This window comes from Streptomyces tibetensis (assembly GCF_040647715.1).
GTDB classification, from domain to species: Bacteria; Actinomycetota; Actinomycetes; order Streptomycetales; family Streptomycetaceae; genus Streptomyces; species Streptomyces tibetensis_A.
Genome location: NZ_JBEZCR010000013.1, coordinates 81,025 through 103,673, shown reverse-complemented (window position 1 = coordinate 103,673; position 22,649 = coordinate 81,025). Strand labels below are relative to the sequence as shown.

Here is a 22,649-nt window from a genome sequence, read left to right as displayed (position 1 = left end):
GCCGACCGCCCGTTTCGGGTCTCAGGCCGACCGGTCCAGGGCGCGCAGCGACCGGTCCGTGATCGAACGGGCACCGCGGCCGATCGCGATCGTGCCGGACTGGACGAGCTCCTTGATGCCGTACGGCTCCAGCATCTTGAGCATCGCGGTCAGCTTCTCGCCGGACCCGGTGGCCTCGATGGTGACGGCCTCCGGGGAGACGTCGACGGTCTTGGCGCGGAACAGCTGGACGATCTCGACGATCTGGGAGCGCGTCTCGTTGTCGGCGCGCACCTTCACCAGGACGAGTTCGCGCTGCACCGCCTGCGACGGCTCCAGCTCGACGATCTTCAGCACGTTGACGAGCTTGTTGAGCTGCTTGGTGACCTGCTCCAGCGGCAGGTCCTCCACGCCGACGACGATGGTGATGCGGGAGATGTCGGGGTGCTCGGTGACACCCACCGCGAGGGAGTCGATGTTGAAGCCGCGGCGGGAGAACAGGGCGGCGATCCGGGCGAGGATGCCGGGGGTGTTCTCCACCAGGACGGAGAGCGTGTGCTTGGACATGGTCTTTTACGTCTCTCTCGCTCAGTCGTCTTCGTTGTCGCCGAAGTCGGGGCGGACGTCCCGGGCGGCCATGATCTCGTCGTTGGAGGTGCCGGCGGCGACCATCGGCCACACCATCGCGTCCTCGTGGACGATGAAGTCGACGACGACGGGGCGGTCGTTGATGGAGTTCGCCTCTTCGATGACCTTGTCGAGGTCGTCCGGGGACTCGCAGCGGATGGCGTAGCAGCCCATGGCCTCCGACAGCTTGACGAAGTCGGGGACGCGGGTGCCGCGGGCCTCGGGGTTGACGTCGTCCGGACCCGAGTGCAGGACCGTGTTGGAGTACCGCTGGTTGTAGAAGAGGGTCTGCCACTGGCGGACCATCCCGAGGGCGCCGTTGTTGATGACGGCGACCTTGATCGGGATGTTGTTCAGGGCGCAGGTGGTCAGTTCCTGGTTGGTCATCTGGAAGCAGCCGTCGCCGTCGATGGCCCAGACGGCCCGCTCGGGCGCTCCGGCCTTCGCGCCCATGGCGGCCGGGACGGCGTAGCCCATCGTCCCGGCGCCGCCGGAGTTGAGCCAGGTGCCCGGCTTGTCGTACTCGATGAAGTGGGCGGACCACATCTGGTGCTGGCCGACGCCCGCCGCGAAGATCGTGCCCTCGGGGGCGAGCTGCCCGATGCGCTCGATGACCTGCTGCGGGGAGAGCGAGCCGTCGCCGGGCTGGTCGTAGCCGAGCGGGTAGGTGTCGCGCCAGCGGTTCAGGTCGTTCCACCACGCGCTGTAGTCGCCCTGGTGGCCCTCGCCGTGCTCCTTCTGGACGGCCTGGATCAGGTCGGCGATGACCTCGCGGGCGTCACCGACGATCGGCACGTCGGCCGCGCGGTTCTTGCCGATCTCGGCCGGGTCGATGTCCGCGTGGACGATCTTGGCGAGCGGGGCGAAGCTGTCCAGCTTGCCGGTGACGCGGTCGTCGAAGCGGGCGCCGAGGGCGACGATCAGGTCGGCCTTCTGCAGTCCGGTGACGGCGGCGACCGAGCCGTGCATACCGGGCATGCCCAGGTGCTGCGGGTGCTTGTCGGGGAACGCCCCCAGCGCCATCAGCGTGGTGGTGACGGGGGCACCGGTGAGCTCGGCGAGGACCTTCAGCTCGGCGGTGGCCTTGGCCTTGAGCACGCCGCCGCCGACGTACAGCACGGGCCGCTTGGCCTGGGTGATCAGCTTGGCGGCCTCGCGGATCTGCTTGGCGTGCGGCTTGGTCACCGGGCGGTAGCCGGGAAGGTCCATGGCGGGCGGCCAGGAGAAGGTGGTCTTCGCCTGGAGGGCGTCCTTGGCGATGTCGACCAGGACCGGGCCGGGGCGGCCCGTGGAGGCGATGTGGAACGCCTGGGCGATGATCCGCGGGATGTCCTCGGCCTTGGTGACGAGGAAGTTGTGCTTGGTGATCGGCATGGTGATGCCGACGATGTCCGCCTCCTGGAAGGCGTCCGTGCCGATCGCCTTCGACGCCACCTGGCCGGTGATCGCCACCAGCGGCACGGAGTCCATGTGCGCGTCGGCGATCGGGGTGACCAGGTTGGTGGCGCCGGGGCCGGAGGTGGCCATGCAGACGCCGACCTTGCCGGTGGCCTGGGCGTAGCCGGTGGCGGCGTGACCCGCGCCCTGCTCGTGGCGGACCAGGACGTGGCGCACCCGGGTCGAGTCCATCAGCGGGTCGTAGGCCGGGAGGATCGCACCGCCGGGAATGCCGAATACCGTGTCGGCGCCGACCTCCTCGAGAGAGCGGATGAGGGACTGCGCGCCCGTCACCTGCTCGGGGGCGGAGTGTCCTCCGGATCGGGGCCGGGGCTGCGGGTGGTTGGCCCCGGTGGCCTGCTCGGTCATCGGCATTCTCTTCTCAGATGCTGAGGGTTTTTGCGAGGTTTGTACGGTCTTCGGCAGTTGCACGATAGGCGCCTGTGCAACAAAAAACCCCTCGTGCCATAAGGCAAGCGAGGGGAGCGCGCCGGGTGGGGTCGCTGAGCGGTCGAGGCTCAGCGTCAGCCGACGCGCTGTCCAAGTACGAGAATTCGGGTGCGCATGGCACTGACCCTCTCCCCGGCACGCACTCACTGTCAAGTGGGTGGGACGGGAGTCTCATTATGTGAGCGCAGTGTCGCGCCTCCTCCGATGACGGCGGACACGCCCGAGCTGTACACCCGCGGAGCGCCGCCCGCGAACGCGGGTTCGGACGGCCCGTTCGGCACCGGATAGCGGCCTGCGGCGAGCGCCCGGCGCAGCCGGTACTCGTCGAGCGGCCCGGAGAACGCCATGCCCTGCCCGTGCGTGCAGCCCATCGCGCGCAGGGCGGTGACCTGCTCGGGCAGATCCACCCCCTCGGCGACGGACTTCAGCCCGAGGTCGCCCGCGATGCGCAGCAGCCCGCTGGTGATCTTGTGCAGACGCGCGGACTCGACGACGCCCTCGACCAGACCGCGGTCGAGCTTCAGCACGTCGACGGGGAGCCGCCGAAGGGCGGTGATCGCCGCGTAGCCGCTGCCGAAGCCGTCGAGCGCGATCCGTACGCCGACCCGTCGCAGAGCGCCCAGACGCCGCTCCAGCTCGTCCAGCGAGACCCTCGGGTCGGCGTCCGACAGCTCGATGATCAGCGACCCCGGCGGCAGCCCGTGCCGTGTGAGCAGCGCCTCGATCGAGCCGAGCGGCATCGACCGGTCCAGCAGCCGGCGGGCGCTCATCCGCACGACGACCGGCACGGACAGCCCGGTCGCGTGCCGCTCGGCGGCCTGCTCGACGGCCTCCTCGATCATCCACCGGCCCAGCTCGGCGGTCCTGTCGCCGTCCTCCGCCACGCGCAGGAACTCCGCCGGGGTGAAGAGCACCCCCTGCGAGGAGCGCCAGCGTGCCTGTGCGGACACCGACGAGATCCGGCCGTCCCCCAGGGACACCACCGGCTGGTGCAGCAGGGCGAACTCCCCGTCGTGCAGCGCGGCCCGCAGTCGGGTGGCGAGCTCGGCCTTGCGGACGACGTCCTGCTGCATCTGTGGCTTGTACAGCTCGACGCGGCCCTTGCCGCCGGCCTTGGCCCGGTACATGGCCAGGTCGGCGTTGCGCAGCAGTTCGCCGGCGCCGAGGCCGGCTTCGGCGAAGGCCACGCCGATGGAGGCGTTGACACGGACATCGTTGCCGTCGATGAGGTAGGGCTGGGACAGCGTCGTCCTGAGCCGGTCGGCGAGCTCCAGTATGTGCCGCTCGCGGGCGTCCCGGTCGCGGGTGTTGTCCCCGGCGATCAGGGCGGCGAACTCGTCTCCGCCGAGCCGGGACGCGGTGTCGCCGTGCCGGACGGAGTCCTGGAGCCTGCGGGCGGCCTGGACCAGCAGCTCGTCCCCGGCCTGGTGTCCGATGGTGTCGTTGACGGCCTTGAAGCCGTCGAGATCGATGAACAGCACGGCCGTGTTCCGCAGAGCCACACCCCGGTCGGAGGCGCGGCGGCCCGAGAGGGCGTGCTGGACGCGCTTGGTGAACAGGGCGCGGTTGGGCAGGTCCGTGAGCGGGTCGTGCTCGGCGTTGTGCTGCAACTGGGCCTGCAGACGCACCCTTTCGGTCACGTCACGGCTGTTGAAGATGAGGCCGCCGTGATGACGGTTGATGGTCGACTCGACGTTCAGCCAGCCGCCGTCACCCGAGCGGAAGCGGCACTCGATGCGCGTGGTGGGTTCCTCGACCGGGTGGGCCGCGAGGAACCGGCGCACCTCGTGCACGACGCAGCCCAGGTCCTCGGGGTGGATGAGGTTGGCCAGTTCCGTGCCCACCAGCTCCTCCGCCGGGCGGCCGTACACACCGGCGGCTGCCGGGGAGACGTACCTCAGGACGCCACTGGGTGCGGCGATCATGATGACGTCGCTGGAGCCCTGCACCAGGGAGCGGAAGTGGTTCTCCTTCTGTGCCAGTTCCTGGGTGAGGGTGATGTTGTCGAGCAGCATGATGCCCTGGCGCACGACGAGCGCGAGGACCACCGTGCCGCCGGTGAGCAGGACCACGCGGTCGACGCTGCGGCCGTTGAGGACGTTGTAGAGGATCCCCAACGTGCACACGGCGGCCGCGAGATACGGCGTGAGGGCGGCGAGGGAGCCGGAGATGGGCCGGGCGGCCGGATACCGGCTGTGCTCGGCGCCGGGCAGGGGCGCCTGGTGGTGGGTGCCGCCGCGCTGCCCCGGCACGTGCTCGTGCACCACGCGGGTGTGCCCGGCGCCGTGCCGCTCGGAGCCGTGCCGGTCGCACTCCGCGCGCGACCCCGCCCACGGGGCGTACGCCAGGAGCAGCGAGCCGGCGAACCAGCCGGCGTCGAGCAGCTGTCCGGAGCGGTAGTCGTGGTGCATGAGCGGTGAGGTGAACAGGGCGTCGCACATCACGGTCAGGGCGAGGGCGCCGATGGCGGTGTTCACGGCGGAGCGGTTCACCGCCGAGCGCCTGAAGTGCAGGGCGAGGACCATGCTCACCAGGGCGATGTCGAGCAACGGGTACGCCAGCGACAGCGCGATGTGCGCCACGCCGGGCCCTTCCGATTTCGCGGCCTGGGCGAGGGCGAGGCTCCAGGCCAGCGTCAGCAGCGAGCCGCCGATGAGCCAGGCGTCCAGCCCGAGGCAGACCCAGCCCGCCTTGCTCACCGGCCGTTTGGCGAGCACGAGCAGTCCGACGATCGCGGGCGGCGCGAAGCAGAGGAAGAAAAGGTCGGCGTAGCTGGGACTGGGCACGGGCAGGCCCAGGACCACCTCGTACCATCCCCAGACGAGGTTGCCCAGGGACGCCATGGCCGAGGAGAGGCTGAACAGCAGCCAGGCGGGTCGAAAGCGGGTGCGGCGGCTGCGGGCGTAGAGGAGGCACGAGACGGCGGCGGTGCCGGCCGCGGCGCTCAGCCCGAAGTCGCCCATGAAGAGGGCCACTTCGTAGGAACCCCAGCCGAACGCGGCGCCGACGGCGTATCCCGCGCAGGCCAGGGCGAGGGCGAGTTGGAGGGCCAGGCCCGGCCGGCGGCGGGTGACCGGGGTGCGGGGCAGCGGCGCGCCCGTGGACGGAGGCTGTGCCCGCAGCGCTCCGTCCAGCGTGGGGGTGGGGGGCGCGCTCACCGGGTCCTCCCGGCGAGCGCGGCTCCCGGGTCCCGCGGGCCCCGGTGGACCGGCCGGGCATGCCTCCCGCTCCTGCCGGAACCGCCGGACCTGCCAGAACCGCCGGACCTGCCGGACCTGCCGGATCCGCCGGGCCTGCCGGATCCGCTGGACCTGCGGTGAGGATGGCCGTGATCCGTGTGGTGTGCGGTGTGGTGGGTGTGGTGGCCGACGTGATCGGCGTGCTGACCGCATCTGCTCGCGGCCGCCCGCCAGGGTCGCCGCCGGCAGCCCCGCCCCGTCGGATCGCTCGTCCAAAGGCCGTGCATCGCCTGTCGCCCCCCTCACAGTCCGAAGTGTCCGTCCCCGGCGCCGATTGGTCCCCGGCGCAGCCCCTGTCGGGACGATACACCAGTCTCGTCACTCAGGGACATAGGTTCTCTACGCTCCGTGACGATCAACAGATATATGAGTACCCACCGCACCCGGGGGATTGCGGACGGTACCCGAAGGTCTCTCAGTCGGTTGATGCACCCGTCGTGAGGATCACGTTGCGGAGCGGCTCCCGGTTCACATAACGGTTCAACTGGTCCACCAGGAGCCGCTTGGCGCGCGGAAGGAACGCGGAGGTGGGGCCGCCGACGTGGGGGCTGATGAGTACCCCCGGCGCACGCCACAGGGGGTGTTCGCGCGCCAGCGGCTCCGGGTCGGTGACATCGAGGGCGGCGGTGATGCGGCCGGTCTCCAGCTCGGCGAGCAGGGCCTTGGTGTCGACGACGGGGCCGCGGGCGACGTTCACCAGGAGCGCGCCGTCCTTCATCCGGGAGAGGAAATCCGCTCCGGCCAGGCCACGGGTGGCCTCGGTGAGCGGGGTGGACAGGATCACGACGTCCGCCTCCGGCAGCAGCGCGGGAAGGTCGGTGAGCGGATGCACCGGACCGCGCGCCGTGGTGCGCGCGGAGCGCGCGACGCGCGCCACCCGCGCCACCTCGAACGGAACGAGCCGGTCCTCGATGGCCTCGCCGATGGAGCCGTATCCCACGATGAGGACGTTCCTGTCGGCGAGTGCCGGCCGGAACCCTCCGAGCCACTCCCCCCGGTCCTGCGCGCGGACGAAGTCGGGGATCCCGCGCAGCGAGGCCAGGATCAGTGCGAGGGTGAGCTCGCCGGTGCTGGCCTCGTGCACTCCTCGCGCATTGCACAGCCGCACACCCGCGGGCAGCTGCCCGAGCGCCGGCTCCACGTGGTCGATCCCGGCGGAGAGGGTCTGCACGACCCGGATGTTGCTCATCCGCCCCATGGGACGTACGCACAGCGGGCTGGGCTTCATGTAGGGGACGACGTAGAAGGCGCAGTCGGCCGGGTCCGCGGGGAAGTCCTCTTCGCCGTTCCAGAAACGGTAGGCCGGACCCTCGGGGAGTCCGTCGATCTCGTCCGGCGGGATGGGCAGCCACACGTCAGCAGTCATGCTCTGGAGGCTATGTCAGGAGCGTGTGACGGCAGAGGTTAGGTTGGGGTGGCTCGAACAGGGAGGGTCACGACCAGGTGGAGCGCAGGACGATCGGCGCGGCGGCGCTCGCGGTGGGGGCCGTCGGACTCGGGTGCATGCCGATGAGCTGGGCCTACAGTGCGTCGCGGCGGCGGGGCGACGAGTCGCTCAGGGCGGTGCACCGGGCGCTCGACCTGGGGGCGTCCCTGCTGGACACCGCCGACATGTACGGCCCCTTCACCAACGAGCTGCTGGTGGGCCGGGCGTTGAAGGAGCGGCGGTCCGACGCGTTCGTGTCGACGAAGGTCGGGCTGCTGGTCGGCGACCAGCACATCGTCGCCAACGGCCGCCCCGGGTATGTGAAGCGGGCCTGCGACGCGTCGCTGCGGCGGCTGCAGACGGACGTCATCGACCTCTACCAGCTGCACCGGGCCGATCCCGAGGTGCCGGTCGAGGAGACCTGGGGCGCGATGGCGGAGCTCGTCCAGGCCGGAAAGGTACGGGCGTTGGGCCTGTGCGCGGTGGGCGCGCGGGCCGGTCGCCGTGCCGGGGCGCGGATGCACGACGGAACGATTCGGCAGCTGGAGCGGGTGCAGCAGGTCTTCCCGGTGAGCGCAGTGGAGGCGGAGCTGTCGGTGTGGTCGCCGGAGGCGCTGGAGGCCCTGCTGCCGTGGTGCCGGACGCGGGGCGTCGGCTTCCTGGCCGCGATGCCGTTGGGCAGCGGCTTCCTGACCGGCAGGCTGCGCCCCGGCGCGGGCTTCGAGGCGGACGACCCGCGTGCCCGGCACCCCCGCTTCACGGCCGAGATGATGGCCGCGAACCAGCCGTTCGTCGCGGGCCTGCGCCGCGTGGCCCGCCGGCACGGCACGGGTGTCACGGCCGCCCAGGTCGCCCTCGCGTGGGTGCTGGCCCAGGGCCCGCACGTGGTTCCGGTCCCCGGCGCGAAGCAGGAGCGCTGGGTCACGGAGAACACGGCGGCGACGGATGTGCGCCTGACCCCGGACGACCTCAGGGAGATAGCCGCGCTGCCGCCGGCCCAGGGATCGTGGGACTGAGGACGGTCTGCGCCCGGCGCGTTTCGGGCAAACGCCGTGTTCCCGCTATGGCGTTGCGAGATCGGGAACCCCGGAGCCGCCGGCGGTGTATGACAGGGAGAAGGACCTGCCCCGTCGAAGGGACCATGATCGTGCAACGTCGAGCCGTCCCGGCCGTGCTGGCCGCCGCCGTGCTCCTGCTGACGGCCGGTTGCTCCTCCGACGAAGGAGGCCCGTCCGGCAAGGACGACAGTGCCTCCCCGAGCCGTACGGCACCGGGATCGTCCGCGCCGCCGCGGCAGGCCGCCGAGGAGACGCCTCCCGCGCAGGGCTCCGTGAAGGTGGTGCGCACCGTCGCCGGGGGCCTGGACTCCCCCTGGGGGCTCGCCCCGCTGCCGGGCGGCGGTCTGCTCGTCGCGTCCCGGGACGAGGGGACGATCGTCCGGGTGGACGAGAAGACCGGCAAGAAGACCGAACTGGGCGAGGTGCCGGGGGTCTCGGCGGCCGGCGAGGGCGGCCTCCTGGGGATCGCCCTGTCCCCCGACTACGCCTCGGACCGCATGGTCTACGCGTACTTCACTTCGGCGTCCGACAACCGCATCGTGCGCATGATCTACGACGGGCGCAAGCCCTCCGGCGAGCAGCTCGGCGCTCCCGACACGGTCTTCAAGGGCATCCCCAAGGGCTTCATCCACAACGGCGGGCGTATCGCGTTCGGACCGGACAGGATGCTGTACGTGGGTACCGGCGAGAGCGGCGACACGGGCCTGTCCCAGGACAAGGACTCCGTGGGCGGCAAGATCCTGCGTCTGACCCCGGAGGGCGAGCCGGCGCCGGGCAATCCGTTCCCCGACTCGCCGGTGTACTCCTACGGCCACCGCAATGTGCAGGGCCTGGCCTGGGACGGCAAGCAGCGGCTGTTCGCCTCGGAGTTCGGGCAGGACACCTGGGACGAGCTGAACGCGATCAAGCCGGGCGGCAACTACGGCTGGCCGGAGGCGGAGGGCCGCTCCGACGACAAGCGCTTCCGCAACCCGGTCGAGCAGTGGACCACGGCCGAGGCCTCCCCCAGCGGTATCGCGCACGCCGAGGGGTCGATCTGGATGGCGGGCCTGCGCGGCAAGCGACTGTGGCGCATCCCGTTGAACGGCACGGCGGCCTCCGCGGAGCCACAGGCGTTCCTGGAGGGCGAGTACGGGCGGCTGCGCACGGTCGTAGCGGCGGGCGGCGACAGGCTCTGGCTCGTCACCAGCAACACGGACGGCCGCGGCAGCCCCGAGGACGGCGACGACCGGATCCTGGAACTGCGGGTGAAGTAGCCCCGGGAACCGCCGGCGGGTTGCCCCGGCCGCCGCCGCGCCGTCGAACCATTCCAGCAGCCCGGTCCCGGGCTCGACGGCGATGACCGGGTGGCGGACCCGGCCCGGGAGCGAGGGGGCTACTCACTCTCGCCGTTCGCGTCCTCCTCGCCGTCCGAGTCGCCCTCGTGCTCCTGCGGCGGGCGTACGACGACCTTCCCGGACGCGAGGTCTATCGGTCCGCGTCCGGGATCGCCGTCCCCGACGTCCTCACGGGTCAGTTCCAGGCGGTTCTGCTCGTCGCGGGTGTGTTTGCGGCCGGGCGAGAAGAGTTCCTCGAACACGTTGAACAACTGAACCTCCCTGCGGCCGCGGAGTCCGCGCCCTCTTCACAGCGTATGCCTCAGCCTGCGGTACCGGGCATGACCAGTTCGGCCGGGAACAGCCCCAGCCGGTGCGCCACCGCCGCCGCCTCGCCCCGCCCGGAGACGCCGAGCTTGCCCAGGATGTTCGAAACGTGCACGCTCGCGGTCTTCGGCGAGATGAACAGCTCCTCCGCTATGCGGCGGTTGGTGTGACCCGCGGCGACCAGGCGCAGGACGTCCCGTTCCCGGCTGGTGAGGCCGAGGGCGTCGGCGGGGTCGGCGTGGCCGGGTTCCGTGGCGGGTGCGAGCGGGAGGCGGGCGCGCCGGGCGAGCGCGGTGGCGGCGTCCTCGAGCGGCCGGGCGCCGAGGTGGCGGGCGACGGTGTGGGCGAGCCGCAGCAGTTCCGTGGCACGGTCGCGCTCGTTCTCGCCTTCGCCCGCCAGCAGGGACTCGGCCAGGCGGTACCGGACACGGGCGAGGTCGTAGGGCCGGTCCAGGGGTTCGAAGGCGGTGACGACGTCCGACCAGGTGTCCGGGTCGCTCCGGCCCTCGGCGCGACGGAGTTCGGCGCGGACCCACCGCTCGTGGGCGAACCAGACGGGGGCGTGGGTGGTGAGGCGCCTGACGGCGGAGAAGATCGCGTCCAGGATCTGCTCACGACCGTCGCGGGCGGCGGGCAGTGCCCTGGCGTCGGCCTCGGCGGTGGCCGCCTCGAGCAGCAGCGGCCAGGCGTAGCGCTGGGTGCCGAGCGGGAAGCCGGAGGCGAGGGTGCGGGCCAGTTCGGCGCGTGCGTCGGCCAGGCGGCCCTCGGCTGCGGCGACGGCGACGGTGAGGCAGGAGATGGGCAGGTCGTGCTGCGGCATCGGGTCGTGCGGGCCGTAGGAGGCGCGTGCCTCGGCGAGGTGGCGGGCCGCGTCGGACACTTCACCGCGGGCCAGGGCGAGGAACGCCTGGCTGTTGGCGCCCGACCCGTACGGCCCGGCCGTCTGCCCCAGCCGCTGGGCGCTGACGGCCGCCTCGGCCGCCTCGTCCCAGCGGCCGAGGGAGATGAGCGACTCGGCGAGGTTGCCGTGGACCCAGCCCTCGGACTCGGTCAGTCCCATCCTGCGGGTGAGCCCCAGGCCTTCACGCAGGATGGCCACGGCCTCCTCGGAGCGCCCGATGCCCTCCAGCGTGGAGGGCAGGTTCACATGGCTGCGGCCCACGACGACCGCGAGACCCCGGGCCACCACTTCGTCCCGGACCTCGTACATGTGGGCCAGCCCGGCTTCGATCTGCCCGGCCTCGACCATGAGCCCGCCGAGGGTGAGGCGGGCGTTGGACTCGATCTCGTCGGCGCCCACCATGCGCGCGTACTCGACGGCCCGCTCGGCGGCCGTCAGGGCCTCCGCGCCGGGCTCGCGCAGCATCGACCAGTGGGCGGCCGTGGCCAGTACCTCGGCGTGCACCTCGGACGGCGGCAGTCCGCGGACCAGTTCCTGCGCGGTGGCGATCTCCTGCCAGCCGTCGCCCCGGGCCAGCCGCTGGACCAGCCGGGAGCGCTGGATCCAGAACCAGGCTGTGCGAAGGGGGTCGTCCTCTTCCTCCAGGAGGCGCAGGGCCCGCTTGGTGATCTTCAGGGCGCGTTCGCGCTCCCCGCAGAGCCGTCCCGCCACGGCCGCCTCGGCCAGCAGGTCCAGGTGGCGCAGGGCGGTGGTGGCGGGGTCGCAGCCGCAGGGGGGATAGACCTCGGTGTAGTCGACGGGGCGCAGGGCGCCGCGTACGGCCTCGGGAGCGGAGTCCCACAGTTCCATCGCCCTCTCCAGGAGCCGGAGTTGCTCGGAGTAGGCGTGGCGGCGGCGGGCCTCGACGGAGGCTTCGAGGACGGCGGGCAGGGCCTTGGCGGCGTCGTGGGCGTGGTACCAGTAGCTGGCCAGGCGGGTCGCCCGCTGGTCGGCGGGGACGAGGGAGGGGTCGGTCTCGAGGGCTTCGGCGTAGCGGCGGTTGAGGCGGGAGCGTTCGCCGGGGAGCAGGTCGTCGCTGACGGCCTCGCGGACCAGGGAGTGGCGGAAGCGGTAGCCGTCGCCGCCGGGTGCGGGGGCGAGGATGCTCGCGTTCACGGCGGCCCTCAGGGCCTCGATGAGATCGTCCTCGGCGAGGCGGGCGACGGCGGCCAGCAGCCGGTACTCGACGGTGGAGCCGCCCTCGGCGACGATCCGGGCGACCTGCTGCGCGGACTCCGGCAGCCCTTCCACACGGACGAGCAGCAGGTCGCGCAGGGAGTCGGTCAGCCCCGTACGGCAGCCCTCGTGGGCGGCCACGGCGAGTTCCTCGACGAAGAAGGCGTTGCCGTCGGAACGCTTGAAGATCGCGTCGACCTGGTCGGCTTCGGGTTCGTGGGCGAGGATGCCGGCGACCTGGCGGCCCACCTCGTCGCGGTTGAAGCGGGCGAGTTCGAGGCGGCGGATCGTGCGGAGCCGGTCGAGTTCGGCGAGCAGCGGCCTGAGCGGGTGGCGGCGGTGGATGTCGTCGGAGCGGTAGGTCGCGAGGACGACGAGGCGGCCGGTGCGCAGGGTACGGACGAGGTAGGAGAGCAGATGCCGGGTGGAGGCGTCGGCCCAGTGCAGGTCCTCCAGGGCGAGGACGACGGTGTGCTCGGCTGCGACGCGCTCCAGCAGGCGTGCGGTGAGCTCGAAGAGGCGGGCCATGCCCTCCTCGTCGTGCCGCCCGGCCCGCGACTCGCCCAGCTCGGGCAGCAGCCGGGCCAGCTCCTCCTCCTGGCCGGCGGAAGCCGTGGCCAGCTCGCCGGGGAGGTCGCGGCGCAGGGCGCGCAGCGCGGTGGAGAAGGGGGCGAAGGGCAGCCCGTCGGCGCCGATCTCCACGCACCCGCCGAGTGCGACCACCGCCCCGCGGCGGCGGGCGGCGGCAGCGAACTCCTCGACGAGGCGGGTCTTGCCGATCCCGGCCTCCCCGCCGATGAGCAGCGCCTGCGGCTCGCCCTCGCAGGCGCGTGCGAGGGCGTCGTACAGGGTGCCCAGTTCCTCGGCACGGCCGACGAACACGGGACTGACGGACCTGGTCTCCACAGGCCCGAGCATCGCATGCGGATCCGGCGGTGTGGCACCGGTTTTCCGTCGAACGGCCGGTGCGGCGGCCGCCGTTCCACTGCGAACGACGGCCGCTGCTCCCCGGACTGCGACAGCGGCGGCCGCGGGTTTCGTCCCGGTGGCCCCGGCGGCGGCCGATCTCGCCCCGGTGTTCACGCCGTCCGGGTGGACCGGAGCCGGCGGAAGCGGCGGCTATGGCTCTCGTGTTCGGCGGAGCCCCCTCCCTCTTCGTGGCGGGCCGCGCGGCGGGCCCGGGCGGCCTCGCGGACCAGACGGGCGTGGTCGGCCCGGCGGATGAGGTCGGTGGTGCGCATCTGCTGGAGCTCGTATTCGTACACGGTGTGTCCTTCGAGGAGAGGCCGGTCGCGGAGGGTTCTCCGCGATGACCTCACTCTCGTCTCCCAGGCGGGGCCCCCACATCGGGAGAGTTCCGCATCTTCGGCGGCGCACGGTGCCTTAGACGCGGCTGAGGGGCCTCAGGGACTCCGTAAGGTGCTCACGGAATCGCCTGAGGCCCCTCAGGACCTGCGGACTTGCAGCTCGCGGGCGCTCAGCTCGCGGACGGCAGGCCGAGCAGGATGCCGGTGTACTTGAGGACGGCCAGGAACAGGCCGATGACGCCGAGCGCGACTCCCGCCCAGGCGACGGACTTGATCCAGGGGGCCTGGACCCTGCCCGGCGTGCCGAACGCGGGCCGGGCCAGCGTCACGGCGCCGACGACCAGCGCGATCAGCGCGAACAGGCCGCCCCACAGGGCGGTGGTCTGCCAGGCGTCGCCGTAGACCGCCTGGATCTGCTGGGCCACGCCCGCGTTCTGCGCGGTCTCCAGCTGACCGACGAGGTTCTGGCGCGCGGAGGCGACGGTGCCGATCCAGCTGCCGGTGAGCGAGACGACGCCCAGCGCGGCGGAGACCACGGCGGCGGCGCCCTGGCCGACGCCGGACGGGCTCTCCTCCTTGGCCGGCGCGTCGTCGGCCGCGGAGGGGCTGTGGCCCTCGGCCGGCGCGTCGTCGGCCGCGGTCGTGACCTCGGTCCGGGGCACCTCGTCGGACGTGGTGGTGTCCACCGCCTTCTCATCGGTCGTGGCCTTGGTGGCCTCGGTCTCGTCCACTGCGTTCGTTGCCATGTCTCGCACCGTAGGGTCGCTGTCTGAGAAGTCTCTTAATGATCGTTGTGAGCCGCACGCGCGCGTGCGGCCCGCCACTCGGGCGCCAGCACGGACCAGACTTCGAGATCGTGCCGTACGCCACCATAGGGGTGGGCCTCGCGTCGGACACCGTCGCGGGTCATCCCGAGTCGGCGCGCCACGTTCAGACTGGGCTGATTGAGTGACGCGGCGACCCATTCGACGCGGTGGATGCCGCGCTGTTCGACGGCCCAGTCGATGAGGACCCGCATCGCGCGCGTGACCAGGCCCCGGCCCGTCGCGGCGGGCTCCAGCCAGCAGCCGACCTCGCAGGTGCCGGTGGCCGCGTCGAAGTTCAGGAACAGCACCCCGCCCACCAGGGTCCCCTCCAGCCACAGGCCGTGCAGGGAGCCGGTGTCGGCGGCGCGCATGTCGGCGTAGCGCTGGAGCTTCGCGCGGGCCGAGGACAGGTCCGTCTCGGTCGTCCCGAACGGGATGTACTGCCCGATGAACTCCCGCCCGCGCTCCAGATGCGCCAGGAACTCCCCGGCGTGCCAGGGTTCCAGGGGCCTCAGCTCGGCGTCGTCACCCAGGGATATCGCGTACATCCCGCTGCCGCTCCTCCGTGGCCAGGACGTCCGCCACCTCGGCGTCCGTCGCGGCGGCCAGCCTCTCATGGGCGGCCCGGCTCTCGGGCGGTTCGATGCTGATGCGCGGCATGCGCTTGTCCAGCCAGCGCGGCAGCCACCAGTTGGCCCCGCCGAGCAGGTGCATCAGGGCCGGGACGAGCAGCGTGCGCAGGACGAAGGCGTCCAGGGCGACGGCGGCGGCCAGGGCGATGCCGAACATGGCGATCACACGGTCGCCGCTGAGCACGAAGGCGAGGAAGACGGAGATCATGATGACGGCGGCCGAGTTGATCACCCGGCTGGTCTCGGCGAGGCCGACGCGCACCGCCCGCCGGTTGTCCCCGGTCTCCAGCCACTCCTCGTACATCCGGCTGACCAGGAAGACCTGGTAGTCCATGGAGAGGCCGAAGAGCACCGACACCATGATCACGGGCAGGAAGGGTTCGATGGGCCCCGCGCTGCCGAGGCCGAGCAGTTCGCTGCCCCAGCCCCACTGGAAGATCGCGACCACCACCCCGAAGGCGGAGGCCACGGCGGCGACGTTCATCGCGGCGGCCTTCAGCGGTATCCCGATCGACCGGAAGGCGAGCAGGAGCAGCAGACAGCCGAGGCCTATCACGACCCCGACGAAGACGGGCAGCTTGGAGACGATGACGTCGGCGAAGTCGTCGTAGCCGGCCGTCATGCCGCCCACCTGGACATCGAGCGTGGTGCCCGACTCGGCGCGCGGCAGCACCTCCTCGCGCAGCCGGTCGACGAGGTCGCTGGTCTGCTTCGACTGCGGGGAGGACTCCGGTACGACGGTGAGGTACGCGGCCCTTCCGCCGGAGTCGAAGGTCACCGGGGTCACCGAGGCGACTCCGTCGGTGGCGCGGAGGGTGGCGTCGAGGTTGTCCAGGGCGAGCTTGTCGTCGGCGCCGTCGACCTTCGTGACGAGGGTGAGCGGGCCGTTCACGCCCGGGCCGAAGCCGTCGGCCAGGAAGTCGTAGGCCTGGCGGGTGGTGGCCGTCTTCGGGCCGTTGCCCTGGTCGGAGGTGCCCAGGTGCAGGGAGAAGGTGGGCAGGGCGAGGACGGCCATGACCACCAGGGCGACCGCGCCGAGCATCTTGGGGTGGCGCTCCACGAAGGCCGCCCAGCGGGCCGCGAAGCCGGTGGGCACCTCGGGTTCCGGGCCGTGCTCCGCGAGGCGGCGACGCTCGCGGCGGCTGAGGGCGCGCATGCCGATGAAGGAGAGCAGGGCGGGCAGCAGGGTCACGGAGGCGGCGACGGTGAGGATCACGGTGAGGCTCGCCGCGACGGCGACGCCGTTGAGGAAGCTCAGCCGGAGGATCAGCATGCCCAGCAGGGCGATGCAAACGGTGGCACCCGCGAAGACGACCGCCCGTCCGGTGGTCGCGACGGCGTTCGTGGCGGCCTCGGTGACGGACAGCCCGCGCTTGAGCCCGCGCCGGTGCCGGGTGACGATGAACAGCGCGTAGTCGATGCCGACGCCGAGTCCGACGAGCATGCCCAGCATGGGGGCGAAGTCGGCGACGGTCATGGCGTGCCCGAGCAGCACGATCCCGGCGTAGGCGGTGCCGACACCGACCAGAGCGGTGGCGATGGGCAGCAGGGACGCGGCGAGCGAGCCGAAGGCGAGGAACAGCACCACCGCGGCGACGATCACGCCGACGATCTCGGCGACGTGCCCGCCGGAGGACTCCGTGAGCGCGACGGCGCTGCCGCCCAGCTCCACCTGGAGCCCGTCGCTCTCGGCGCTCTTCGCGGTGTCGACGACGGCCTGCGCCTCGCCCTTGGTGATGTCCTCGACCGGGTCGTCGAAGACGACCGAGGCGTACGCCGTGCGGCCGTCCTCGCTGATGCGGCCCGTGCCCGGCCCGCCGTAGGGACTGGTGACCGAGGCCACGCCGGGGAGGTTCTCGATCCGGTCCAGGGTGCGGGTCATCGTCTGCTCGACGTCGGCGGCGCGGACGCTGCCGGATGTGGTGTGCCAGACGACGGAGTCGCCGTCACCGCCGAGCTGCGGGAAGCCCTCGTGCAGCAGCTCGGTGGCGCGGCCCGACTCGGTGCCGGGGACCTGGTAGTCGTTGGAGTACGTGGTGCCTGCGACGGCGGCGCCCGCGGCGACCCCCGCGAACGCGAGGAGCCACAGCAGGACGCTGAGCAGACGGCGCTGGACACACCAGCGGGCGAGGGCTGCCACGAAACGTGCTCCCGGAGTTGCCGTGTGTGGATCTTTGACCGGGAACAGTCACGTACACGAACTGAACGGCCAGCAAAGAACGCATGAGCAATGCGCTGCCACTCTTACAAACCAACGAGATCATTTGTCGGTTTCGTGGGGTTATTCACAGCGGCCGGGCTCAGTCGGACTGATCCCCCAGCGCCATCACCATCACGCCCGCGATCAGCAGCCACAAGGCGCGCCGGGTGCGGCCGCGGGAGCCCAGCACGGCGGCGGCAGCGCATACGGCGGCCCCGCCGGCGTAGGCGGCCGGGACGAGTGCCGGGGCGGAGCGGGCGAGGCGGAGCAGCGCCGCGGCGAGACCGGCCAGGGTCAGTGCGGCGCCGGTGCCCGTCGCGGTCCAGCGGGCTCGGCGCGCGTCGTTCTCGTCTTCCGGCAGCTCCGCACCGTCCACCGGGTCGTCGCCGTCCGTCGGGTCGTCGGCCTCCGGCGGGCGGTCGGGCTGCGGCGGGTGGTCCGTCTCGTCCTGCCCGGCGACCGCCTCCGGGTCCGCTATCTCCGGATCGATGTCGGAATCAGAACGTCCACTCATGGCCGAGACGGTAGCGCGCCGCCTGGGGAAAACCGGGTGCGGGGTCGCCGGGCCGCCTGTTAGCGTCCCTCGGTCCCGAGGAAACGTCCGCGGCCTCCCGCCGCCCGGCCGAAGCAGGTGCATTGTTTGACGGTCCGACCGAGCTCCTCCGCATCCCCTTTCTTCCTCAAGGACTCAAGGAGCCCGTTCACCGATGCCGGACATCACTTCCCGGACCTCGAACGACCCCCTCGCTGACCGTGTGAGCCACCCCGGCTACCCGCGCAGCAACGGCTACGACGCCCGCTGGACCATCGACAACCAGATGGGCCCGCACGCGCTGTGGCTGCTGGAGTGGCTGGCCCCCGCTCTGGGGCTCGACACCCTGAGCCCCGGCTCCCGGGTGCTCGACCTGGGCTGCGGCCGTGCCATGACGTCGATCTTCCTCGCCAGGGAGTACGACGCCCAGGTCGTCGCCGCCGACCTGTGGATCAAGCCCGACGAGAACGCCGGGCGCATCGCCGAGGCGGGGGTCGCCGACCGGGTGCTGCCCGTGTTCGCCGAGGCGCACGACCTGCCGTTCGGGGAGGGCACCTTCGACGCGATCGTGAGCATCGACGCGTACCAGTACTTCGGCACGAACGACCTCTACCTGCCCACCCTGACCCGGTTGCTCAAGCCGGGCGGGCGGATCGGGGTCGTGATGCCGGCGCTGCGGGAGGAGCCGGAGGGCGACGAGCCGCCGGCGCACCTGAAGAAGTACTGGGAGAAGGACCCCGGCTTCTGGGCGTTCCACTCCCCCGCCTGGTGGCGGCGGCTGTGGGCCCGCAGCGGGGCCGTCGAGGTCGAGACGGCCGACTGGCTCGACGACGGCTGGCGCGACTGGCTGCTGTGGAGCGAGGTGTGCGCCGAGGAGAGCACGAGCGAGTTCATGGCCGACATGGCCCGCTGGTCGGTCGAGCTGATGCACGCCGACGTGGAGCACGTCCTGGGCTTCACCCGGGTCGTCGGCCGCCGCTCGTAGACGCCCGAGGGGGATGCACCGGGCTCGGTGCATCCCCCTGGGGTTCACACGTGCGGTGCTCAGCCCTCGCTGACGCCCAGCTTCTGAAGGATCAGTTCCTTCACCCGGGCCGCGTCGGCCTGGCCGCGGGTCGCCTTCATGACCGCGCCCACCAGGGCACCGGCCGCGGCCACCTTGCCGCCGCGGATCTTGTCCGCGACGCCCGGGTTGCCGGCGATGGCCTCCTCGACGGCGGTGGTGAGCGCGCCCTCGTCGGAGACGACCTTCAGCCCGCGCTTGTCGACGACCTCGTCCGGGGTGCCCTCCCCCGCGAGGACGCCCTCGATGACCTGCCGGGCCAGCTTGTCGTTCAGGTCGCCCTTCGCGACGAGCTCGGTGACCCGGGCCACCTGCGCCGGCGTGATCGCCAGCTCGTCGAGCGCCTTGCCCGACTCGTTGGCGCTGCGGGCCAGCTCGCCCATCCACCACTTGCGGGCGGAGGCGGCGTCGGCCCCGGCCTCGATCGTGGCGACGATGGGCTCCAGCGCACCGGCGTTGAGGATGGCCTGCATGTCGGTGGCCGTGACGCCCCACTCCTCGCGGAGCCGGTTGCGGCGCACCAGCGGCAGCTCGGGCAGCCCGGCCCGGATCTCCTCGACCCACTCGCGGGACGGGGCGACCGGGACGAGGTCGGGCTCCGGGAAGTACCGGTAGTCCTCGGCCTCCTCCTTCACGCGGCCCGAGGTCGTCGACCCCGTGTCCTCGTGGAAGTGCCGGGTCTCCTGGATGATCGTGCCGCCGGAGGACAGCACGGCCGCGTGCCGCTGGATCTCGAAGCGGGCCGCGCGCTCGACGGACCGCAGCGAGTTGACGTTCTTCGTCTCCGAGCGGGTGCCGAACTTCTCGGTGCCGTGCGGGCGCAGCGACAGGTTCACGTCGCAGCGCATCTGGCCCATCTCCATGCGGGCCTCGGAGACGCCGAGCGCCTTGATGAGCTCGCGCAGCTCACGGACGTAGGCCCGGGCGACCTCGGGGGCACGCTCGCCGGCGCCCTCGATCGGCTTGGTGACGATCTCGATGAGGGGGATGCCGGCGCGGTTGTAGTCCAGCAGCGAGTGCGAGGCGCCGTGGATGCGGCCGGTGGCACCGCCGACGTGGGTCGACTTGCCGGTGTCCTCCTCCATGTGGGCGCGCTCGATCTCCACGCGGAAGGTCTCGCCGTCCTCCAGCTGCACGTCGAGGTAGCCGTTGAAGGCGATGGGCTCGTCGTACTGGGAGGTCTGGAAGTTCTTCGGCATGTCCGGATAGAAGTAGTTCTTCCGGGCGAAGCGGCACCACTCGGCGATCTCGCAGTTGAGCGCGAGGCCGATCTTGATGGCGGACTCGACGCCGGTCGCGTTGACGACCGGGAGCGCGCCGGGCAGGCCGAGGCAGACCGGGCAGGTCTGCGTGTTGGCGTCCTGGCCGAGGGCGGTCGAACAGCCGCAGAACATCTTGGTCTTGGTGCCGAGTTCGACATGGACCTCAAGGCCCATGACGGGGTCGTACGACGCGAGTGCGTCCTCGTACGACACCAGGTCGGTCGTGGTGGTCACGGTGAGTACTTCCCTCTCAGCCCAGCAGGACGTCGTCGTCGCCCAGCCGCTTCAGCTCGCGGTAGAGAATGGCCAGGTTGGTGACGACGGCGGCTCCGGTCACGACCGCGTCGAGCAGCCGCAGCGTGTCGTTGTCTCCGCGGGCCTTCTTGATCTGCTTGTAGACACCGACGGCGCCGAACGCCGACGTGGCCATCGACACGTACAGACCGGACTTGGACTTCTTGAAGCCCTTGGCCTTGGACAGTGCGCTCACAGCGACGGAGCCTCCTCGATCAGCGGGTGGCCCCACTTTTCCACGAAGGCGGCCTCGACGGCGGCACCCACCTTGTACAGGCGGTCGTCCTTCATGACGGGGGCGATGATCTGCAGGCCGACCGGGAGGTTGTCCTCCGGGGCGAGGCCGCACGGCAGCGACATGGCCGCGTTGCCCGCCAGGTTGGTCGGGATGGTGCACAGGTCGGCGAGGTACATCGCCATCGGGTCGTCGGCGCGCTCGCCGATCGCGAAGGCGGTGGTCGGGGTCGTCGGGGAGACGATCACGTCGACCTGCTCGAACGCCCTGTCGAAGTCCTGCTTGATGAGCGTGCGGACCTTCTGGGCGCTGCCGTAGTAGGCGTCGTAGTAGCCACTCGACAGGGCGTACGTGCCGAGCATGATGCGGCGCTTGACCTCGGGGCCGAAGCCGGCCTCGCGGGTGAGCGAGGTGACCGCCTCGGCGGAGTTGGTGCCGTCGTCGCCGGTGCGCAGGCCGTAGCGCAGGCCGTCGAAGCGGGCGAGGTTCGAGGAGCACTCCGAGGGCGCGATCAGGTAGTACGCCGACAGCGCCAGGTCGAAGGACGGGCAGTCCAGCTCTACGATCTCGGCGCCCAGCTCCTTGAGCAGCGCGACCGACTCGTCGAACCGCTGGATGACACCGGCCTGGTAGCCCTCGCCGCGGAACTGCTTGACGACGCCGACGCGCATGCCCTCGACGCTGCCGTTGCGGGCGGCCTCGACGACCGCGGGGACGGGCTCGTCGATGGAGGTCGAGTCCAGCGGGTCGTGCCCGGCGATGACCTCGTGCAGCAGGGCGGCGTCCAGGACCGTGCGGGCGCAGGGGCCGCCCTGGTCGAGGGAGGAGGAGAAGGCGACCATGCCGTAGCGGGAGACCGCCCCGTACGTCGGCTTCACACCCACCGTGCCGGTGACGGCGGCCGGCTGCCGGATGGAGCCGCCGGTGTCGGTGCCGATGGCCAGCGGGGCCTGGAAGGAGGCGAGCGCGGCGGACGAACCGCCTCCGGAGCCGCCGGGGATCTTGGTGAGGTCCCAGGGGTTGCCGGTGGGGCCGTAGGCGCTGTTCTCGGTGGAGGACCCCATGGCGAACTCGTCCATGTTGGTCTTGCCGAGGATGACGACGTCGGCGGCCTTCAGGCGCTGGGTGACGGTCGCGTCGTACGGCGGGATCCAGCCCTCGAGGATCTTCGAGCCGACCGTCGTGGGCACGCCCTCGGTGGTGAAGATGTCCTTCAGCGCGAGGGGCACGCCGGCCAGCGGGCCGAGCTTCTCGCCCCGCTCGCGCTTCTCGTCGACGGCACGGGCCTGGGCGAGGGCGCCCTCGCGGTCGACGTGCAGGAAGGCGTGCACCTTCTCGTCGACGGCCTCGATGCGGGCGAGGTGGGCCTCGGTGACCTGCACCGCGGTGAGCTCGCCGGAGGCGATCTTCGCGGCGGTCTCGGCGGCCGTGAGCTTGATGATGTCCGTCATGGCTGTTAGTCCTCCCCCAGGATCTGCGGCACCTTGAAACGCTGCTGCTCCTGGGCCGGGGCGCCGGAGAGCGCCTGCTCGGGGGTGAGCGACGGACGGACCTCGTCCTTGCGCATGACGTTCGTCAGCGGGAGCGGGTGCGAGGTCGGCGGTACGTCTTGGTCGGCGACCTCGCTGACGCGTGCGACCGCGCCGATGATGTCGTCCAGCTGTCCCGCGAAGTGCTCGAGCTCTTCGGGCTTCAGCTCCAGACGCGCCAGCCGGGCGAGGTGGGCGACCTCCTCGCGCGTGATGCCAGGCATGCAGCGATCCTCTGGGGTGAGTGAATGTGGTGTGGCCCAATCCTATGGGGCGCGGGGCCGTGCCCGTGAAACGGTTTCGCCCGTCCGTCAGTGGCGGCGGTTTTCCCAGGCCTCGCTCTTCAGGAAGTGGTTGTCGTACAGCTCCTGCACCTCGAGGAGGCTCTCGGGCGTGACCTCGCCGAGTGCGACGCGCCGCAGGTGGCGGAAGTACTCGAAGCGCTCGACGCCGGGTGTGAGGACGATGAGCAGATCGGCGTCGGCCCCGGGGACCGCCGCGAAGGCGTGCGGCCTGCCGGGCGGGACGATGACGAGGTCGCCGGGGCCCGCGGTGACGATGTCGTCCCCGGAGAGGATCTCGGCGGCCCCGTCGAGCAGGAAGAACATCTCGGCCGAGTTGTCGTGCAGGTGCGGCCTGGCGCCGTCGGCGCCCGACACGAGGGTGACGCGCTGGGTGGACAGGGCGCCGCCGGTCGCACTGCTGTCGGCCAGCAGGCGCACGGAGACGGGGGCGCTGCCGACGACTTCGGCGTCGGCGGCGCGGACGATCACGGACTCGTCGAACCGCGGAACGAACAGCGACATCTCAGGAC

General features: G+C 71.7%; 19 protein-coding genes. 3 read left to right on the top strand and 16 right to left on the bottom strand.

Annotated features, from left to right (window positions below; genetic code table 11):
* Nucleotides 1-21: 21 nt before the first annotated feature.
* From ilvN to AB0B29_RS30545, 4 genes are all read right to left on the bottom strand, one after another.
* On the bottom strand, nt 22-546 hold the full coding sequence (gene ilvN, locus AB0B29_RS30560; protein ID WP_003993148.1) for an acetolactate synthase small subunit: 525 nt from the start codon (nt 544-546) through the stop codon (nt 22-24).
* 21 nt (nt 547-567) lie between these two features.
* Nucleotides 568-2,412: an acetolactate synthase large subunit gene (locus tag AB0B29_RS30555; RefSeq protein WP_362244783.1), complete on the bottom strand. Its 1,845-nt coding sequence runs from the start codon at nt 2,410-2,412 to the stop codon at nt 568-570.
* A 230-nt stretch (nt 2,413-2,642) separates the two neighbouring features.
* On the bottom strand, nt 2,643-5,651 hold the full coding sequence (locus tag AB0B29_RS30550) for a putative bifunctional diguanylate cyclase/phosphodiesterase (protein ID WP_362244781.1): 3,009 nt from the start codon (nt 5,649-5,651) through the stop codon (nt 2,643-2,645).
* Nucleotides 5,652-6,147: 496 nt separating this feature from the next.
* Nucleotides 6,148-7,098 carry a 2-hydroxyacid dehydrogenase gene (locus AB0B29_RS30545; RefSeq protein ID WP_362244780.1) on the bottom strand — a complete coding sequence of 317 codons (951 nt, stop codon included), beginning with the start codon at nt 7,096-7,098 and terminating at the stop codon, nt 6,148-6,150.
* A 77-nt stretch (nt 7,099-7,175) separates the two neighbouring features.
* Here AB0B29_RS30545 and AB0B29_RS30540 point away from each other — a divergent pair, with 77 nt between their 5' ends.
* Both AB0B29_RS30540 and AB0B29_RS30535 read left to right on the top strand, forming a co-directional pair.
* On the top strand, nt 7,176-8,174 hold the full coding sequence (locus AB0B29_RS30540) for an aldo/keto reductase (RefSeq protein WP_362244778.1): 999 nt from the start codon (nt 7,176-7,178) through the stop codon (nt 8,172-8,174).
* Nucleotides 8,175-8,299: 125 nt separating this feature from the next.
* Nucleotides 8,300-9,472, top strand: a complete 1,173-nt coding sequence (locus AB0B29_RS30535) for a PQQ-dependent sugar dehydrogenase (protein WP_362244776.1) — start codon at nt 8,300-8,302, stop codon at nt 9,470-9,472.
* A 119-nt stretch (nt 9,473-9,591) separates the two neighbouring features.
* Here the strand turns inward: AB0B29_RS30535 and AB0B29_RS30530 are convergent, their stop codons facing one another.
* The 7 genes from AB0B29_RS30530 to AB0B29_RS30500 all read right to left on the bottom strand — a co-directional run bounded on the left by AB0B29_RS30530 (nt 9,592) and on the right by AB0B29_RS30500 (nt 17,434).
* Nucleotides 9,592-9,795, bottom strand: a complete 204-nt coding sequence (locus AB0B29_RS30530; protein WP_436845918.1) for a DUF6191 domain-containing protein — start codon at nt 9,793-9,795, stop codon at nt 9,592-9,594.
* Nucleotides 9,796-9,854: 59 nt separating this feature from the next.
* Nucleotides 9,855-12,893 carry a helix-turn-helix transcriptional regulator gene (locus AB0B29_RS30525; protein ID WP_362244772.1) on the bottom strand — a complete coding sequence of 1,013 codons (3,039 nt, stop codon included), beginning with the start codon at nt 12,891-12,893 and terminating at the stop codon, nt 9,855-9,857.
* A gap of 161 nt (nt 12,894-13,054) precedes the next feature.
* Nucleotides 13,055-13,240: a hypothetical protein gene (locus tag AB0B29_RS30520; protein WP_362244770.1), complete on the bottom strand. Its 186-nt coding sequence runs from the start codon at nt 13,238-13,240 to the stop codon at nt 13,055-13,057.
* A gap of 212 nt (nt 13,241-13,452) precedes the next feature.
* On the bottom strand, nt 13,453-14,028 hold the full coding sequence (locus AB0B29_RS30515) for a hypothetical protein (RefSeq protein ID WP_362244768.1): 576 nt from the start codon (nt 14,026-14,028) through the stop codon (nt 13,453-13,455).
* Nucleotides 14,029-14,063: 35 nt separating this feature from the next.
* Nucleotides 14,064-14,636 carry a GNAT family N-acetyltransferase gene (locus tag AB0B29_RS30510; RefSeq protein WP_362244766.1) on the bottom strand — a complete coding sequence of 191 codons (573 nt, stop codon included), beginning with the start codon at nt 14,634-14,636 and terminating at the stop codon, nt 14,064-14,066.
* Complete coding sequence (locus tag AB0B29_RS30505) at nt 14,614-16,860, bottom strand: MMPL family transporter (RefSeq protein ID WP_362244764.1); 2,247 nt, start codon at nt 16,858-16,860, stop codon at nt 14,614-14,616. Before AB0B29_RS30505 ends, AB0B29_RS30510 begins: the two co-directional genes overlap by 23 nt.
* 160 nt (nt 16,861-17,020) lie before the next feature.
* Complete coding sequence (locus AB0B29_RS30500; protein ID WP_362244762.1) at nt 17,021-17,434, bottom strand: hypothetical protein; 414 nt, start codon at nt 17,432-17,434, stop codon at nt 17,021-17,023.
* Between the two features lie 193 nt (nt 17,435-17,627).
* On the opposite strand from AB0B29_RS30500, the gene AB0B29_RS30495 reads away from it, so the two are divergent.
* Nucleotides 17,628-18,437, top strand: a complete 810-nt coding sequence (locus tag AB0B29_RS30495) for an SAM-dependent methyltransferase (protein WP_362244760.1) — start codon at nt 17,628-17,630, stop codon at nt 18,435-18,437.
* Between the two features lie 59 nt (nt 18,438-18,496).
* On the opposite strand, the gene gatB is transcribed toward AB0B29_RS30495, so the two are convergent.
* The 5 genes from gatB to AB0B29_RS30470 all read right to left on the bottom strand — a co-directional run bounded on the left by gatB (nt 18,497) and on the right by AB0B29_RS30470 (nt 22,641).
* The gene (gene gatB, locus AB0B29_RS30490) at nt 18,497-20,011 is read right to left on the bottom strand and encodes an Asp-tRNA(Asn)/Glu-tRNA(Gln) amidotransferase subunit GatB (protein ID WP_362244758.1); all 1,515 of its coding nucleotides are present in this window, start codon (nt 20,009-20,011) and stop codon (nt 18,497-18,499) included.
* Between the two features lie 16 nt (nt 20,012-20,027).
* A complete protein-coding gene (locus AB0B29_RS30485) occupies nt 20,028-20,267 on the bottom strand; it encodes a hypothetical protein (protein WP_019329755.1) in 240 nt (79 codons plus the stop codon).
* Nucleotides 20,264-21,757: an Asp-tRNA(Asn)/Glu-tRNA(Gln) amidotransferase subunit GatA gene (gatA, locus tag AB0B29_RS30480; protein ID WP_362244756.1), complete on the bottom strand. Its 1,494-nt coding sequence runs from the start codon at nt 21,755-21,757 to the stop codon at nt 20,264-20,266. Before gatA ends, AB0B29_RS30485 begins: the two co-directional genes overlap by 4 nt.
* 5 nt (nt 21,758-21,762) lie before the next feature.
* Nucleotides 21,763-22,059, bottom strand: a complete 297-nt coding sequence (gene gatC / locus AB0B29_RS30475) for an Asp-tRNA(Asn)/Glu-tRNA(Gln) amidotransferase subunit GatC (protein ID WP_030851400.1) — start codon at nt 22,057-22,059, stop codon at nt 21,763-21,765.
* A gap of 87 nt (nt 22,060-22,146) precedes the next feature.
* Nucleotides 22,147-22,641 carry a cupin domain-containing protein gene (locus AB0B29_RS30470; protein WP_362244754.1) on the bottom strand — a complete coding sequence of 165 codons (495 nt, stop codon included), beginning with the start codon at nt 22,639-22,641 and terminating at the stop codon, nt 22,147-22,149.
* Between the last annotated feature and the right edge of the window lie 8 nt (nt 22,642-22,649).

Excerpts from the sequence above, each read along its gene's own strand:
- ilvN (WP_003993148.1), bottom strand. The coding sequence starts at position 546 with ATGTCCAAGCACACGCTCTCCGTCCTGGTGGAGAACACCCCCGGCATC.
- AB0B29_RS30555 (WP_362244783.1), bottom strand. The coding sequence starts at position 2,412 with ATGACCGAGCAGGCCACCGGGGCCAACCACCCGCAGCCCCGGCCCCGA.
- AB0B29_RS30545 (WP_362244780.1), bottom strand. The coding sequence starts at position 7,098 with ATGACTGCTGACGTGTGGCTGCCCATCCCGCCGGACGAGATCGACGGA.
- AB0B29_RS30535 (WP_362244776.1), top strand. The coding sequence starts at position 8,300 with ATGATCGTGCAACGTCGAGCCGTCCCGGCCGTGCTGGCCGCCGCCGTG.
- AB0B29_RS30525 (WP_362244772.1), bottom strand. The coding sequence starts at position 12,893 with ATGCTCGGGCCTGTGGAGACCAGGTCCGTCAGTCCCGTGTTCGTCGGC.
- AB0B29_RS30515 (WP_362244768.1), bottom strand. The coding sequence starts at position 14,028 with ATGGCAACGAACGCAGTGGACGAGACCGAGGCCACCAAGGCCACGACC.
- AB0B29_RS30510 (WP_362244766.1), bottom strand. The coding sequence starts at position 14,636 with ATGTACGCGATATCCCTGGGTGACGACGCCGAGCTGAGGCCCCTGGAA.
- AB0B29_RS30500 (WP_362244762.1), bottom strand. The coding sequence starts at position 17,434 with ATGAGTGGACGTTCTGATTCCGACATCGATCCGGAGATAGCGGACCCG.
- AB0B29_RS30495 (WP_362244760.1), top strand. The coding sequence starts at position 17,628 with ATGCCGGACATCACTTCCCGGACCTCGAACGACCCCCTCGCTGACCGT.
- gatA (WP_362244756.1), bottom strand. The coding sequence starts at position 21,757 with ATGACGGACATCATCAAGCTCACGGCCGCCGAGACCGCCGCGAAGATC.
- gatC (WP_030851400.1), bottom strand. The coding sequence starts at position 22,059 with ATGCCTGGCATCACGCGCGAGGAGGTCGCCCACCTCGCCCGGCTGGCG.
- AB0B29_RS30470 (WP_362244754.1), bottom strand. The coding sequence starts at position 22,641 with ATGTCGCTGTTCGTTCCGCGGTTCGACGAGTCCGTGATCGTCCGCGCC.